Source organism: Tranquillimonas rosea (assembly GCF_900111315.1).
Taxonomy (GTDB): Bacteria; Pseudomonadota; Alphaproteobacteria; order Rhodobacterales; family Rhodobacteraceae; genus Tranquillimonas; species Tranquillimonas rosea.
The window spans coordinates 65,264-80,355 of the sequence record NZ_FOGU01000008.1 but is presented as its reverse complement, the minus strand read 5'-3'; the positions used below and the strand labels follow the sequence as shown (position 1 = coordinate 80,355).

Genomic DNA, 15,092 nt, shown 5'->3' with positions numbered 1-15,092 from the left:
CGGCTCTATCCCGCCGCGGCCTCGAGCTCGGCCGCGAGGCGTCTCTCGTTGGTGGCGCGGGGCTGCGAGAACCGCGCAAGAAGGAGGTAGGCCACCGGTGTCAGATACAGCGTCGAGACGGTGGCCAGCCCCAGGCCACCGACGATCACCCATCCGAGCGCCTCGCGCGCCTCGGCCCCCGCCCCCTGAGACAGGATCAGCGGCACGCCCCCGAGGACGGTCGAGGTCATGGTCATCATCACGGGCCGCAAACGCAGGGTCGAGGCATCCAGGATCGCCTCGTGCACGTCTGCCCCGCGATCGCGCAACTGGTTCGCGAACTCGACGATGAGAATTCCGTTCTTGGCCATGATGCCGATCAGCATGACCAGACCGATCTGGCTGTAGACGTTCAGCGACAAACCAGTGAACAGCAGCGCGAACGCCGCGCAAGCGAGGCCCAGCGGCACCGTGGCCATCACGACGACAGCGGAAATGAAGCTTTCGAATTGCGCCGACAGCACGAGGAACACGACCACGATCGCGAAGCCGAAGGTGACGAGCAGCCCCGAGGCCGTCTGGTCCAGCGTCGCCGCTTCGGCCAAGGGCACGACCCGGTTCTCTTCCGCGAGCAGCCCGTCCGCCAGCGTCTGCACCTCGGCCAGCGCCGAGCCGAGCGCGAAGTCGGGGGTCAGCCCGGCCGAGATTTCGACCGAGCGGTTCTGACCCTCGCGTTCCAGCTCAGGGGCAACCGCCCGTTCTTCCAGCGTGACGAAGCTGGACAGGGGTACCATCGTGCCGTCGCCGCTCTGCACGAAGATGTTCTCCAGATCGCCGGGGTCGTTCACCGGGTCGGAGGTCGAAAGCATCTGGATGTCATAGCTCTGGTCGTCAATGAAGACAGACCCGACGCTGCGCCCGTCCAGCACCGCCCGCAGCGCGTCACCGAGCCCGGTGATGTCGACGCCGAGATCCGAGGCGCGCGTGCGGTCGACCTCGATGAAGAGCTGCGGCTGGGTCGTCTCGTATTCCAGCCGCACCTGTCCGAAGGCGGGGTTCTGCTGCATGCGGGCGACGAGGTCCTCGGAGACCCCGGCGAGCTGCTCATAGCTGTTGCCCGTCACCGCGAAGGTCAGCCCGCGCCCGGCCCCGCGGATCCCCAGCGAGTTCGGCTGGATCGCGAAGGCACGGACGCCGACGATCTGTCCCAGCCGCCCGTTGATCTCGCCCACGATCTCCTGCTGGGACCGGGCGCGGTCGGCCCAATCGGCGAGGGAAAACACCATGAAGCCACGATTGTCCGAGCCGAAGCCGGTGATCGAGAAGACGTTGGTCACCTCGCCCGACTCCCGCAGGGGCTCGATCAGCGCCTCGATCTGGCGCATCTTCGCGGTGGTGTAGCTCAGTGACACGCCCTGCGGCGCGCTGACGGACAGAAGCGCGACGGCGCGGTCCTCGGACGGCGTCAGCTCTTGCCGGATGTTGCCCGCGACGAGCGCCGCCGTGGCCGCGAAAAGCGCCGCGACGAGCACCACGACCAGGGGCATCGCCAGCGCGCCACGAAGCGTCGCCGCATAGAACCGGGCCAGCCGGTCCCCGAGCCAGCCAAGCGCACCGCCGCCGCCCTCTCCCCCCGCATCGCGCAGCAGGCGCGAAGCGAGCACGGGGCAGAGCGTCAGCGCCACCACAGACGACAGCGACACGGCGATGGCGAGCGTGAAGCCGAACTCGCGGAACAGGCCGCCCGCCTGCCCCGGCAGGAACGACAGGGGCACGAACACCGCCGCCAGGGTCGCAGTCGTGGTGACGACGGCAAAGAACACCTGCTGGGTGCCCAGCACCGCCGCCGCCCGCGGTCCCATCCCGTCGGCGCGGCGCCGCACGATGTTCTCGAGCACGACGATCGCGTCATCGACCACCATGCCCGTCGCCAGCACCAGCGCCAGAAGCGTGAGGATGTTGACCGAGAAGCCGACGAGATAGATCGCCGCCAGCGTCCCGATCAGCGCCACGGGCATCGTCAGCGCCGGGATCAGCGTCGCGCGCAGATCGCGCAGGAACAGGTAGATGACCACCACGACGATGCCGATGGCGAGCGCCAGCGTCTTGAGCACCTCTTCGATCGAGCCGCGGATGAACACCGCGTCGTCCGAGGTGACGAAGATGTTCACGTCGTCCGGCAGCACGCGGTCCAGCTGCGCCACCGCGGCGCGGACGGCAGAGGAGATTTCCAGCGTGTTCGACGTCGCCTGCCGGATCACGCCCAGCCCAAGCCCCGTCTCGCCATTGGCCCGCAGAATGGTCTCGTCCGGCGCGGGGCCAAGGCTGACGCGCGCGACGTCGCCGACGATCACGTTGTCGGCCAGCCGCAGCGCCTCGAACGCCTCGGGGGTCGACACGGCGGCGGTGGTGCGCACGCTGAGCGTCTGGCGCGACCCGCTGAGATCGCCGGCAGGCGCGTCATAGGCCACGTTCCCCAGCGCCCCGGCCATGTCGGCAAGGGTCAGGCCGCGGCTCGCAAGCTCGGCCTGGTCGATGTCGACGCGGAAGATCGGCTCGCGGTCGCCGTAGATCTGCAGGTCGGCCACGCCGGGGATCGAGATCAGCCGGTCCTCGACGCTTTCCTGCACGATCTGCGTCAGCTCCTGCGGCGAGCGCCCCTGCGAGGTGACGGCGATCCGCAGGACCGGCTGCGCGTCGGCGTCGGCCTTGACGATCTCGGGCTCCTCGGACTCGTCCGGCAGTTGGCCCGCGATCCGGGCGACGGCGTCCCGCGTGTCGGTGGCGGCCACGTCGAGGTCGACCGATTCATTGAAGTCGAGCGTCACCCGGCTGCGTCCGAAGCGCGAATTTGACGAGATCGACCGCACCCCGGCCACGCGGCCGACGGCGCCCTCGATCCGGCCGGTAAGCTCCTGGTCGACCGTCTCGGGCGCGGCGCCGGGATATTGCGTCGTGATGGTGATGACCGGCCGGTCGACATCAGGCAGTTCGCGGATCTCGACGCCGAACAGCCCGGCGATGCCGGCGATGACGATCAGCGATGACAGGACGAATGCCAGGATCGGCCGGCGCACGAACAGCGCGGTCCCTGCCCCTTGGCCGGCAGCGCTCATGCGTCGGCCCCGGCGCCGGGCGTGACGATTTCGACCTCGGCGCCGGGCCGCAGGGTCTGCACGCCCTCGGTGACGACACGGTCGCCCGGGGCAAGGTCGGCCTCGACCAGCACCGCGTCGGCGTTGCGCTGGCGGACGACGACGGGCACCTGCTGGACGGCGCCCTCGTCCACGCGCCAGACATAGGAGCCGTCGGCCGACCATTGCAGCGCGAGCGGGTCGATGGCGGGCATCGGCTCTCCGGGGAAGGTCAGCACCACCTCGAAGGCCATGCCCGAGCGCAGACGGTCCTCGTCGTTCGGAAGCTCGGCCTGCACCCGCAGCGTGCGGCTGGCGCGGTCGACGACCGTGTCGATGGCATGGATGCGTCCCTCGCGCGGGCCGCCTGAGATGCCGAGCGGCTGCGCGGTCACTTCCATGCCCGGCGACAGGCGGTCGACCACCCGTTCGGGCACGCGGAAATCGATCAGGATGGATGTCCGGTCGGTGATCGTTGCAAAGACGTCCTGCGCCGAAATGCGATCCCCGACCTCCACGTCGATCAGGCCGAGCCAGCCCGAGATCGGCGCCTCGAACACGCGGCGGTCGAGGTCGAACTCGGCCTGCCGCACCTCCAGCTCGGCGGTGCGCACGGCCAGTTCGGCCTCGCGCAGGCTGACCGAGGTGACCGCCCCGGTGCGTTCCAGCTGTTGCAGGCGGTCCAGGTCGTCGCGCGCATCGGCCAGCACAAGTCGCGCGCGTTCGACCGCGATCACCTCGGCCTCGTCGTCCAGCCGCGCCAGGACGGCGCCCTCATCGACGTGTCGCCCCGCCTCGACCGGTATCTCGGTGATCTGGCCCACGGTCTCGGCCCGGACGGTGACGGAGCGCAGGGCGCGGGCGTCCCCGATCGACACGACGCGGTCGCCCAGGGCGCGCGTCTCGACCTCGCCCGTGACCACCTGGGGGACGCCACCGCCATAGCCGCGGCCTGCCTGGTCCTGCGCCTCGACCGGGTCGATGCCGATCAGGTCGAGGATGCCGGCGCGCTCCAGCACCGCCGACGCCGAGGGAACATAGGCGACCCACAGCGCAAGCGTGCCCGCGAGGATCAGCAAGCCCAACAGCGCTTGGCGAAGCAATGACATCTCGGGCGGCTCCCTGCTTGACCGGGCACAGACCCGACCGCTACGGAATATAGCATGGCCGGGCTCAAGTCACCGCGCGGTCACGCGGGTGTCATGTCGCATCATCGGCTGTCACCGGGCGGCCACGGCGCCGCGCGGCGTCGTCTCGGGCACGGCGGCCAGTCGCAGCGCCTTGCGCAGACGCTCGGACACGGTGTCGATCAGCAGGGTCAGGCCGCCCATCGCCAGAAGCAGCACCAGCGCCCGGTCGATGCGCAACTGCTGGATCGCCGCGTCCACGTGAAAGCCCAGCGTCGCGACGCCGATCAGCCCGAAGATCGCGCTGTCCCGCACGATGATCTCCCAGCGATACAGGCACAGGGCGAGAAAGACGCCGAATTGCCGGGGAACGAGTTCGTAGCCCCACAGGGTCAGGCCCCGCGGCGCATCGTCCCGCAGGCTGCGGCTCAGCAGTTCCGAGCGCCGCCCCATCAGGTGCGCGATGATCGCCCCGTTATGCACCCCCAGCGCCAGGATCGCCGGCAGCATCGACGGCCCGGTCACCTGCAACAGCACGAAGGCCAGCATGTAGTCCGGCACCGACCGCGACAGCACCAGTGCGAGGTGCCCCAGCATCGCCCCACCGCGCCCCGCGACCCGGCGGACAAGCAGCGGGAAGCCGATCAGCGCGGACCCGGCGGCAAGCGCCAGCGCCAGCTGCGACAGGACCAGCGTCACCGCGATGCCGGGCAGGATCTGCTCCCACCCCAAGCTGGCGAACCACCCGGCGAACTCGGTCCAGCCGGCCGGCGCCAGCCAGCCCCCGTCGCGCAGCGGCGCGGGCACGATGTCCTGCGTGAAGAAGCGCCAGAGCACACCGTCGCCCATCGGCGGGGTCCGGATCTGCCCAAGCATCCACAGCGACGCCACGAGGTAGACCGGCGCGAGCGGCCAGCGCATCCAAATCCGCAGCGGCAGGATCAGGGCGAGATAGACGAAGAACACCGCCGCCGCCGCGCCATAGGTGCCCTGCAGGAAATACCCCTCCAGCAGGAAGCCCAGCGTCGGCAGCCCGATGAAGCCCAGAACGGCCGCCGAGCGCAGCCCGCACTCGATCCGGTAGAGCGTGTATGACAGCATGTCCCGCCGGGCCTGGGGCAGCCGGCCAAAGAGCAGCGCCGACACCGTCCCCGTTCGCGCCGGCAGCGCAGACAACGGCGTGGGATCGACCTCGTCCATCGTCTCGGCGAACACCTTGGCGAAGATGCCCGCATAGGGCAGCGCGATGGCCAGCACGCCGGTCGCCGGCGACAGGCCGGTCACCTGTAACAGCAGCAGCGCCCAGAACAGCTCGTGCACGGCGCGGACGGCGATGCAGAGATGGCGCACCAGCCGCCGGTGATAGAACGGCGCCAGCAACAGGCCGGTCGCGGCGCCGAGGAACACACCGCAGAGCGCGAAGGCCACCGTGATGCCGGCGGCGCGCGCCATGGCGACGGGCTCGGCAAAGTCCGGGCGGATCAGCCCCCGGCCCATCTGTGCCAGCGTCTCCCACGGCTGCGTGGCCAGCAGGCGGATGTCGGCCAGCGCCAGCGCCAGCAGCGTCAGGGCGGCAAAGCCCACGAGGACGTGCTTGCGCGTCACGTGCGCACCGATCGTCTCAGGCCGCATAGAGCATCGCGAGATCGTCCGGCCCCAGCGCATCGGGCGCTGCGTCCAGCATCACCCGCCCCTCGCGCAATCCGATGATGCGCGTCGCCACGCGCAGGGCGGCGTCCCGGTCGTGCAGCGCCAGCACCAGTGTCGGGAACCGCGCGCCGAGCGCGTCCAGCAGCCCGGCGCCCTGGGCGGGATCGACGGCGCTGACCGGCTCGTCCGCGAGCAGCACCTCGCCGCCCCGGAACAGCGCGCGGGCCAGCGCGGTGCGCTGCCGTTGCCCGCCCGACAGGGTCTCGACCGCGCGACGCTCCAGCCCGGACAGGCCCACCGTGTCGATCCAGGGTGCCGTGCGGGCGCGTTCCCGCGCGAAGGGCCAAAGCAGGTTCGCGAGGTTGTAGAGCGTGCCGTGCGCGTCGAGCCGCCCCATGTAGACGTTGTGGTGCACCGACAGTTGCGGGACCAGCCCGTGCTCCTGTGGGACCAGCGCCACGGTCTGCCCCGCCTCCTCCAACCGCTGCCGGATGGCGCCAAGCAGCGTCGACTTGCCCGCGCCGCTGCGCCCGAGGATCACGATGCGCTCGCCCGTCCGCAGGCTCAGCGAGACGTCGCGCAGGACGGGGCTGCCCGGCCAGCCGATCTCTTCGGCGGCGAAACGCGCGAGCGGCGCGGCGCCGTCCATGCCGGTTACTCGATCAGGTCGAGGGCCCGCGCGGTCTCCTCGATCGGGGTGTAGAGCGCGTTGTCCGCCGGGATGAACGCGCTGCGGGGGAACGACGCCAGAAGCTCCTCGTTCTCCATGCCGACAAGCGCTTCCTGGACCTCGCCGACGAAGCCCTCGCCCCAGCGCTCTTCGACGTCGCCGCGGATCGTCCAGTTGTAGTCCGGATAGGGCGGAGTCTGCCAGATCACGGTGGTCGCGTCGCTCTCGGACGTCTCGTTGGCCGTGGCCTTGTCGTAGATCGCGTAGTTCAGCGCGCCCACCTGGTACGAGCCAGAGGCGACGAGGCGCAGCGTCTGGCTGTGATCGCCCGAGAACCCGACATCCGAGAACAGCTCGTCCGGTGCCTGCCCGGTCTCTTCGCGGATGAAGTATTCCGGCATCAGGCGGCCCGAGGTCGAGGTCTGCGCCCCGAAGGTGAAGCGCAGGCCGGCCAACGCCTCTTCGGGGAAGGTCTCGGACGGCTCAATGCCGGTCTCGTCGTTGGCGATGAAGTAGGTGACGAATTCCTCGTCCTCGGCGCCCTGCGCGATGGCGACCGAATCCGGCACGGCAAGCCGCGCCTGCACACCCGACAGCCCGCCGAACCAGGCGAGCTGGATCTGGTCGTTGCGGAAGGCCGTCACGGCGGCGGCGTAGCTCTTGACCGGGATGTATTCGACCGGGATGCCCAGCTCGTCCGACAGGTAGTCGGCGATCTTGCCGAAGCGCTCGGTCAGCCGGGTCTCGTCATCGTCGGGGATCGCCGAGAAATAGAGCGTCGGCGCGTCCTGAGCGGTGGCGGCGACGGGCAGTCCGAGCGCGATACTGAACGCAAGGGCAAGACGGAGCATGGCGAGGGGTCCTTCGTGAATTCCGCGTCCCCGCCCCATAGAACAGCCGCGCCGGGAGTGCCAGCCTGCGTTCGCGCCGCCCCTGCCCTAGCGGACGACCATCACGGGCAGGGTCGCGTGACGCACCACGCGGTCCGCGTTCGAACCGACCAGAAGCGTGCGCAGGTCGCTGGGCGGATGCGACGCCATGACGATCACCTCGGCGCCGGCCTTGTCGGCGGCCCGCACGATCGTGTCGGCCACATGGCCATGGCCCACATGCGTCTCGCAGCTCAGGTCGGCGCAATGCTCCAGCCGGAAATCCTCGAGCGCGGATTTCATGTGCTTGAGCGAGATCTCCTCGAAGTTCGGCGGCAGCGCCGCCGCGACCATCGCCGAGCCGATGTCGTGCACGATACCCAGAAGGTGCAGCGTCCCGTCGGGCGCCAGCAGCCGGCGCGCCATGGGCAGTGCCTTGTCCCAGGACTCGGGGTGGTTGACGTCGATGGGCAGCAGGATCGTCTTGAACATCGCCACTCTCCTCAGACCGCCGCCTGGCGCGGTCTGACCGCGCCGCCCCGCGCCCGTTGCAGGAACACGACGAGCGCGAGCAGCAGCACGGCGGGAATGAACATCCAGTATTTCGACGGCGGGTTGGCCGGCACCTCGACCTGGGTGATCGTCTGGTCCCAGTCGAAGCCGGCCTCGGCCGCCGGACTGCCGAAGGTCACGTTGTCGATCACGACCTCGTCGCCGTTCTCGATCAGTTCGAGGCCGGAATTGAACAGCCGGTCCTCGCCGGTCTCGCCCTCGCCCACGGGCAGGAGGGCGACGAAGGAGATCGGCTCGCCGATGCCGTTCACGCCGTCGATCGACAGGCGCAGGTCGTCGCCGGGCGCCAGCTCCATCGCGGCCTCCTGAATCTGGGCGGGCGGCACGGTGTCGAAGGGCGGTGCGACCATGTCCATCCAGAACCCCGGCCGGAACAGAGTGAAGGCGATGAGCAGCAGCGCGGCGCCCTCGTAGATACGGTTGCGCGTCAGGAACCACCCCTGCGTCGCCGCCGCGAAGAGCAGCATCGCGATCGTCGAGGTGATGAACACGAATATGCCGTGTATCCAGTCGACGTTGATCAGCAGCAGATCGGTGTTGAAGATGAACAGGAACGGCAGAGCCGCGGTCCGCAGCGAGTAGAAGAACGCCACCGCCCCGGTGCGGATCGGATCGCCGCCCGAGACCGCCGCGGCGGCGAAGCTCGCCAGTCCCACGGGCGGGGTCACGTCGGCCATGATCCCGAAGTAGAACACGAACAGGTGCACCGCGATCAGCGGCACGATCAGCCCGTTCTGTTGCCCCAGTGTGACGATCACGGGCGCCAGCAGCGCCGAGACGACGATGTAGTTCGCCGTCGTCGGCAGCCCCATCCCGAGGATCAGCGACAGGATCGCCGTCAGGAACAGGATGGCCAAGATGTTGCCGCCCGACAGCACCTCGACCACGTCGGCCAGCGCCGACCCCACGCCGGTCTGGCTGACGGCGCCGACGATGATGCCGGCGGTCGCCGTCGCGATGCCGATGCCGATCATGTTCCGCGCCCCGGCCACGAGGCCCTCGAGCAGGTCGACGAAGCCGTGACGCACCGCCGCGCCGAGCCGCCCCTGCCCGCGCATCACGGCCAGGATTGGCCGCTGGGTGACGAGTATGAAGATCATGAACGACGCCGCCCAGAACGCCGACAGGCCCGGCGACAGACGGTCGATCATCAGCGCCCAGACCAGCACCACCACCGGCAGGATGAAATGCAGCCCCGAGCGGACCGTCGGCCCCGGCTTGGGCAGCTCGGTCACGGGCTCGTCCGCCGCCAGCTGCGGCACCTCTTCCTTGGACGCGATCCAGAGAAGGGCGAGATACGCGAGGATGAGCATCGCGAACACGATCCAAGGCGAGGCGGCGCCGAAGGTCGGGCGGATCCAGCCCATGCCGTAGTAGACAGCAAAGCTCAGGGCGCAGATGCAGGCGATGGTGAAGGCCAGGCTCAGAAGCCACGCGACCCACGGCTTCGGCTCCACCGGGCGCGGCAAGCCCTCCATCCCAGCCTTCATCGCCTCGAGATGCACGATGTAGACCAGCGCGATGTACGAGATCACCGCCGGCAGGAAGGCGTGCTTGACCACGTCGAAATAGGGGATGCCCACATACTCGACCATCAGGAAGGCCGCGGCGCCCATGACGGGCGGCATGATCTGCCCGTTGACCGACGAGGCGACCTCGACCGCACCGGCCTTTTCGGCGTTGAACCCGACCTTCTTCATCAGCGGGATGGTGAAGGTGCCCGTGGTCACGACGTTGGCGATGGACGAGCCCGAGATCAGGCCCGTCATCGCCGAACTGACGACCGCCGCCTTGGCCGGGCCGCCGCGCATGTGGCCCATCAGCGAGAAGGCCACCTGGATGAAATAGTTGCCCGCGCCCGCCTTATCGAGCAGCGACCCGAACAACACGAACAGGAACACGAACGAGGTCGAGACACCCAGCGCGATGCCGAATACGCCCTGCGTGGTGATCCACTGGTGGTTCATCACCACCGACAGCGACTTGCCGGAATGGCTGATTATGCCCGGCATGTAGGGGCCGAGGAACGTATAGGCGAGGAACACGGTCGCGACGATCATCAGCGCGGGGCCAAGCGCGCGGCGCGTCGCCTCGAGCAGGATCAACAGCCCTGCGACGCCGACGACGAGGTCCTGCGTGATCGGGGCGCCGACACGATTGGCGATCCCCTCGTAGGCGAAGAAGATATACAGCGACGTCGCCGCGCCGACGATCCCCAGAGCCCATTCCCAGGGCGCCACGTGATCCCGCGGCGACCCGGCGAGGATCGCCGCGACGACGGCCAGGCCGACGAGCGGTATCCACCAGCCGGGCACATTCGGCCCCGAGGCCGTCCAGAACAGGAATGTCAGCAGGATCGGAACGCCCAGCCCCAGCACCAGCTGGACGGGCGTGCGCTGCGAAGGATAGGCCGCGAAGGCCAGGAACAGCGCGAAGGCCAGGTGAAACGAGCGGGCCTCGGTGTCGTTGAACACGCCAAAGCCGACCATGAAGGGGATCGGCGAGGAAATCCAAAGCTGGAACAGTGACCAGGCCAGCGCGACAGCCAGGATCAGCATGCCCGCGGGGCCGGTGGGATTGCGGCCGCCGGTATCGCTGGAAGCGACGAGGGCGTCGAGGTCGTCTTGGTTGAGACCGGACTTCTTCGAATCGGACCCGTTGGTCGTATCACTCATCGCTGGCCACCCTGCTGATCCGCGCGGGCCTCGGGGCCCGGTCCGTTATGTCGATCTCGCGGAAGTTGGGCGGCCCCGCCGTGGCGGAACCGCCGGTCGTCGGTGCGACCCGGCGAGCGCAGGGTCGCGTGCCGGATCACTCCATCCAGCCTTGTTCCTTGTAGTACTTCTCGGCACCGGCATGCAGCGGCGCGGAGAGGCCCGACTGGGTCATCTCTTCCTGGTCGAGGTTACCGAAGGCCGGATGCAGCCCCTTGAACCGGTCGAAGTTGTCGAACACCGCGCTGACGACGGTGTAGACGGTATCTTCCGGCACCTCGGCGGACGACACGAAGGTCGCGCGCACACCGAAGGTGGTGGTGTCCTCCTCGACGCCCTCGTACAGCGACGCGGGGATCGTAGCTTCGGCATAGAACGGGTTGTCGGAGATCAGCTGGGAGATCGCGTCGCCCTCGACGTCGACGAACTGCGCGTCGCACGACGAGAAGGCTTCCTGGATCGAGCCGTTCGGATGGCCGACCTGGTAAACGAAGGCGTCGATCTTGTTGTCGCACATCGCCTGCGCCTGCTCGGTCGCCTGCAGCTCGGAGACGAGCGAGAAGTCGTCGGTCGTCATGCCGGTGGCTTCCATCACGACGTCCATCGTCGCCCGCTGGCCGGAGCCGGGGTTGCCGATGTTGACGCGCTTGCCTTCGAGGTCGGCGAAGGTCTCGATTCCGCTGTCGGCACGGGCGACGACGGTGAACGGCTCGGGGTGGACCGAGAACACCGCGCGCAGATCTTCGAACGGTTCATCGAACGCCTGCTGTCCGTTATAGGCATAGTACTGCTGGTCGGACTGGGCGACGCCCATGGTCTGATCGCCGGCCTTGATCGCGTTGATGTTGGCGACCGAGCCGCCGGTCGACGGCGCCGTGCAGCGCAGGCCGTGTTCTTCCTGGTTGCGGTTCACCAGACGGCAGATCGACTGGCCGACGACATAGTAGACGCCGGTCTGGCCCCCGGTGCCGATTGTGATGAACTCTTCCTGCGCGCTTGCAACGCCGCCGGTCACGGCGATGAGGCCTGCAAGTGCCGTCGTCTTGAGCAGAGTCATGTGCGATCTCCCTAGTTATTGCGGCCGCGCCAGAGTGGTCCCGGCGGAATGACCGCGGATTTGTTATTGTATGGTTGCCTACAAAGAGCAGTGCCGCAACCGTCTTGCAGCATCTGCCTGCAAGTTATTGAAATCCCGGCAAACGCCGCGTCTCAGGTGACAGCGGCCTCGACCGCCTGTGCGAGTTTCTCGACGAGCTCGTCGATCTGCTCGTCCGAGATGATGAATGGTGGCGCCAGAAGGACGTGATCGCCCTGCCGCCCGTCGATCGTGCCGCTCATCGGATAGCAGATCAGACCCGCCTCGAACGCTGCCGTCTTGATCCGCGCCGCCGTGCCACGGGAGGGGTCGAACGGCACCTTGTCATCGCGGTCGGCCACGATCTCGAGCCCGCGGAACAGGCCCCTGCCCCGGATATCGCCGACATGCGGATGCTGGCCGAAACGGTCCCGCAGCGCGGCATCCAGCGTCTCGCCCTGCCGGACGACGCGCGGCAACAGGTCGCGGCCGAGGATGGCCCGCAGCACCGCCAGCCCGCAAGCCGCGGCCGTGGGATGCCCCATGTAGGTGTGTCCGTGCTGGAAAAAGCCCGACCCGTCCGCGATGGCCTGATGGATCTCGGCGCTGCACAGCATCGCGCCGATCGGTTGGTATCCGGCGCCAAGCCCCTTGGCCACGGCGCAGATGTCCGGCGCGATTCCCTCCTGCTCGCAGGCGAACAGCGTGCCGGTCCGGCCCATGCCGCACATGACCTCGTCGAGAATCAGCAGGATCCCGTAGCGGTCGCAGATCTCGCGGATCCGGCGGAAATAGCCGGGGGCCGGCGGGACCGCGCCCGATGTGGCACCGACGACCGGTTCGGCGACGAAGGCCATGACCGTCTCGGGCCCGACGCGCAGCAGCTCGTCCTCCAGCTTCTGCGCCGCCCGCGCGCCGTACGCCTCGGCGCTCTCGCCGTCGGCGCGATGGCGGTATTCGTAGCAGGGGTCGATATGGCTCACGTCCAGAAGGAGCGGCGCGAACTGCCTGCGGCGCCACGCGTTGCCGCCGGTGGACAGGGCGCCCAGCGTGTTGCCGTGATAGCTCTGCCGTCGTGCGATTACGCGGCCCCGCTGCGGCTCGCCCTTCTCGACCCAGTATTGCCGGGCAAGCTTCAGCGCGGCCTCCATCGCCTCGGACCCGCCGGAGACGAGATAGACCTTGTCGATCCCCTCGGGCGCCTTGGACACCAGCAGGTCGGCCAGCGCCTCGGCCGGCTCCGAGGTGAAGAACCCGGTATGGGCGAAGGCCAGCGTCGACAGCTGGTCCTGCACCGCCGCGATTACCTCGGCATCGCCGTGGCCGAGGCACGAGACGGCGGCCCCGCCGGAGCCGTCGAGATACCGCTTGCCGCTCTCGTCGATCAGATAGCAGCCCTCGCCCCCCACGGCGCGAGGCGGTGAGCGGCGGCTGTTGCGGGCAAAAACGTGGCTCATGGGACCCTCTCTTGGCCCGACAACACTATGGTCCGCGCCCGGGCTGGGAAAGAGGCGTTGCCGCGGATCCGGGCACCGCCGCAAGAACGCAGACCCGCCCTTCGCAGAAGCACACCGCGCGACAGGTCATTTTCTTGACAGTCGTAAAGCAGCTCTCTAGGTGCCGCGCATGCACAAGCGCCGCGAAACCTCCCGCAACAAGCTGCAGCACGCCCTCAGAGAAGCGCTGTGCGAGCAGCCCCTCTGCCAGCTCTCGATCGAGGGGCTGTCCCGGCAGGCCGGGGTGACGCGGCAGACCTTCTACGCCAATTACGCCGGGCTTCAGGACATGCTCAGCGCGTATCTCGACGATTTCCTGGCCAACCTCGAAGAGATGCGCCGGGCCTCGGGCTGCATCACCACCGGCGACGACGTCGAGGCGAAGTTCACCGCCCATGTGGCGAGCATCCTGCGCTGGATCGACCGGGACGACCCGCGCCTTCGCACGATCCTGTCGGGGGGCTCGGGGTTGGACCTGCAGGCGCGGTTCGCGACCCTCTTCGAGACGCTGATGCGGCTCGAGCGCGGCGGCGAGGATCTTCCGCCCACGCCCCTGATGCGCACCAAAGTCTACTTCTTCTCCGGCGCCCTGCTCGGCGTGATGCGGTTCTGGGTGTTCCACGCCGAGGATCTCGACGCCGAGGACGTCGCCAATTCGTTCGCGCTGCTCGCCATGCGCGGATTCTCCAACCTGCCCGCGGCCTTTCCTGACGAAGGATCATCGCCATGACCAAGACCCTGCTTGCTGCCCTGGCGTTCTGCGCCGTCCTCGCCGCACCGCTCTCCGCGCAGGAAAGCGGCGACGGACAGGACGAAACGGGGCAAGCACCGCTGCGCCCGGCCAAGATCGAGACCGTCCAGCCCGGCGACGGCACGCTCCGCCGGCAGTTCTTCGGCCGTGTCTCGGCCCAGGAGACGGTGAACCTGGCCTTCCAGGTCGGCGGCCAGATCGTCGAGCTGCCGGTGGTCGAGGGCAGGTTCCTCGACGAAGGAGAGCTGGTCGGCAAGCTCGACCTCGAGTCCTTCGAGCTTGCGGTCGAACGCGCCGAGGTCGAACTCGCCGACGCGCGGGGCGACCGGGAACGGCTCGAGAACCTGGGCCGCGAGACGGTGACCGAGGTGAACATCGAAGACGCCCGGACGGCCGAGCAACTGGCCGAGATACAGCTTCAGGAGGCCCGCGACCAGCTGGAGGACGCGACGCTGCACGCCCCGTTCGACGCGCTCGTCGTGCGGCGGCTCGAAGCCAAGTTCTCGACCGTCAGCGCCGGCACGCCGGTCGTCCGGCTGCACGACATGTCCGAGCTTCAGGTCGACATCGAGGTGCCCGAGGTGCTGTTCCAGCGGGTGCAGGACGAACCGAACGTGCAGTTCAGCGCGACCTTCCCCGGCGGGCCCGGCGCCTATCCGCTGGAAATCCGCGAGTTCGAGGCCGAGACGGCGGATGTCGGGCAGACCTACACCCTGACCCTCGCCTTCACCGAGGAACCCGAGGACTGGCTTCTGCCCGGCGCCTCGGCGCGGGTCGAGGCGGTCGTGGACAGCGGCATGGACGGCCCGATCTTCGTGCCCGAGACCGCGCTGATCTTCACCCCCGACCGCGATCCGGCGGTGATGGTGTTCGAGCCGGCCGAGGGCGACACCGGCACCGTCCGCCGCAAGACGGTCGAGGTCGAGGCCACCCATGACGGCCGCTTCCGCGTCGTCTCGGGACTGCAGGCGGGAACGCCGATCGTCGTCGCGGGCGCCTCGCAGCTGCGCGACGGACAGACCGTCCGGCGCTATGCCGGCGTGGAGGGCTAGAC

At 68.8% G+C, this 15,092-nt stretch carries 11 protein-coding genes; 2 read left to right on the top strand and 9 right to left on the bottom strand.

What is annotated here, in order from left to right; genetic code table 11:
• Positions 1–5: 5 nt before the first annotated feature.
• From BMZ25_RS14020 to BMZ25_RS13980, 9 genes are all read right to left on the bottom strand, one after another.
• Positions 6–3,095, bottom strand: a complete 3,090-nt coding sequence (locus tag BMZ25_RS14020) for an efflux RND transporter permease subunit (RefSeq protein ID WP_092694670.1) — start codon at positions 3,093–3,095, stop codon at positions 6–8.
• A complete protein-coding gene (locus BMZ25_RS14015) occupies positions 3,092–4,222 on the bottom strand; it encodes an efflux RND transporter periplasmic adaptor subunit (RefSeq protein ID WP_092694668.1) in 1,131 nt (376 codons plus the stop codon). Before BMZ25_RS14015 ends, BMZ25_RS14020 begins: the two co-directional genes overlap by 4 nt.
• A gap of 111 nt (positions 4,223–4,333) precedes the next feature.
• Positions 4,334–5,872 (bottom strand): PhnE/PtxC family ABC transporter permease, encoded by a 1,539-nt coding sequence (locus BMZ25_RS14010; protein ID WP_092694666.1) that lies wholly within the window; start codon positions 5,870–5,872, stop codon positions 4,334–4,336.
• A complete protein-coding gene (locus tag BMZ25_RS14005) occupies positions 5,862–6,539 on the bottom strand; it encodes an ATP-binding cassette domain-containing protein (protein WP_092694664.1) in 678 nt (225 codons plus the stop codon). Before BMZ25_RS14005 ends, BMZ25_RS14010 begins: the two co-directional genes overlap by 11 nt.
• Before the next feature lie 5 nt (positions 6,540–6,544).
• Positions 6,545–7,411 (bottom strand): putative selenate ABC transporter substrate-binding protein, encoded by an 867-nt coding sequence (locus BMZ25_RS14000; RefSeq protein ID WP_092694662.1) that lies wholly within the window; start codon positions 7,409–7,411, stop codon positions 6,545–6,547.
• An 87-nt stretch (positions 7,412–7,498) separates the two neighbouring features.
• The gene (locus BMZ25_RS13995) at positions 7,499–7,921 is read right to left on the bottom strand and encodes a universal stress protein (RefSeq protein ID WP_092694660.1); all 423 of its coding nucleotides are present in this window, start codon (positions 7,919–7,921) and stop codon (positions 7,499–7,501) included.
• Positions 7,922–7,932: 11 nt separating this feature from the next.
• Complete coding sequence (locus BMZ25_RS13990) at positions 7,933–10,677, bottom strand: TRAP transporter permease (RefSeq protein ID WP_092694658.1); 2,745 nt, start codon at positions 10,675–10,677, stop codon at positions 7,933–7,935.
• Positions 10,678–10,813: 136 nt separating this feature from the next.
• Entirely contained in the window at positions 10,814–11,773 is a 960-nt protein-coding gene (locus BMZ25_RS13985; RefSeq protein WP_092694656.1) for a TAXI family TRAP transporter solute-binding subunit, read from the bottom strand.
• Between the two features lie 152 nt (positions 11,774–11,925).
• Positions 11,926–13,248: an aspartate aminotransferase family protein gene (locus BMZ25_RS13980; protein ID WP_092694654.1), complete on the bottom strand. Its 1,323-nt coding sequence runs from the start codon at positions 13,246–13,248 to the stop codon at positions 11,926–11,928.
• 169 nt (positions 13,249–13,417) lie between these two features.
• Between BMZ25_RS13980 and BMZ25_RS13975 the strand changes: the two genes are divergently transcribed.
• Positions 13,418–14,017, top strand: a complete 600-nt coding sequence (locus BMZ25_RS13975) for a TetR/AcrR family transcriptional regulator (RefSeq protein ID WP_092694652.1) — start codon at positions 13,418–13,420, stop codon at positions 14,015–14,017.
• The gene (locus tag BMZ25_RS13970; protein WP_092694650.1) at positions 14,014–15,090 is read left to right on the top strand and encodes an efflux RND transporter periplasmic adaptor subunit; all 1,077 of its coding nucleotides are present in this window, start codon (positions 14,014–14,016) and stop codon (positions 15,088–15,090) included. The genes BMZ25_RS13975 and BMZ25_RS13970 overlap by 4 nt, the downstream gene beginning before the upstream one ends.
• Positions 15,091–15,092 lie beyond the last annotated feature (2 nt).

What these genes read in the sequence shown, in the direction of transcription:
- BMZ25_RS14020 (WP_092694670.1), bottom strand. Translation starts at nt 3,095, where the DNA reads ATGAGCGCTGCCGGCCAAGGGGCAGGGACCGCGCTGTTCGTGCGCCGG.
- BMZ25_RS14015 (WP_092694668.1), bottom strand. Translation starts at nt 4,222, where the DNA reads ATGTCATTGCTTCGCCAAGCGCTGTTGGGCTTGCTGATCCTCGCGGGC.
- BMZ25_RS14010 (WP_092694666.1), bottom strand. Translation starts at nt 5,872, where the DNA reads ATGCGGCCTGAGACGATCGGTGCGCACGTGACGCGCAAGCACGTCCTC.
- BMZ25_RS14005 (WP_092694664.1), bottom strand. Translation starts at nt 6,539, where the DNA reads ATGGACGGCGCCGCGCCGCTCGCGCGTTTCGCCGCCGAAGAGATCGGC.
- BMZ25_RS14000 (WP_092694662.1), bottom strand. Translation starts at nt 7,411, where the DNA reads ATGCTCCGTCTTGCCCTTGCGTTCAGTATCGCGCTCGGACTGCCCGTC.
- BMZ25_RS13995 (WP_092694660.1), bottom strand. Translation starts at nt 7,921, where the DNA reads ATGTTCAAGACGATCCTGCTGCCCATCGACGTCAACCACCCCGAGTCC.
- BMZ25_RS13990 (WP_092694658.1), bottom strand. Translation starts at nt 10,677, where the DNA reads ATGAGTGATACGACCAACGGGTCCGATTCGAAGAAGTCCGGTCTCAAC.
- BMZ25_RS13985 (WP_092694656.1), bottom strand. Translation starts at nt 11,773, where the DNA reads ATGACTCTGCTCAAGACGACGGCACTTGCAGGCCTCATCGCCGTGACC.
- BMZ25_RS13980 (WP_092694654.1), bottom strand. Translation starts at nt 13,248, where the DNA reads ATGAGCCACGTTTTTGCCCGCAACAGCCGCCGCTCACCGCCTCGCGCC.
- BMZ25_RS13975 (WP_092694652.1), top strand. Translation starts at nt 13,418, where the DNA reads ATGCACAAGCGCCGCGAAACCTCCCGCAACAAGCTGCAGCACGCCCTC.
- BMZ25_RS13970 (WP_092694650.1), top strand. Translation starts at nt 14,014, where the DNA reads ATGACCAAGACCCTGCTTGCTGCCCTGGCGTTCTGCGCCGTCCTCGCC.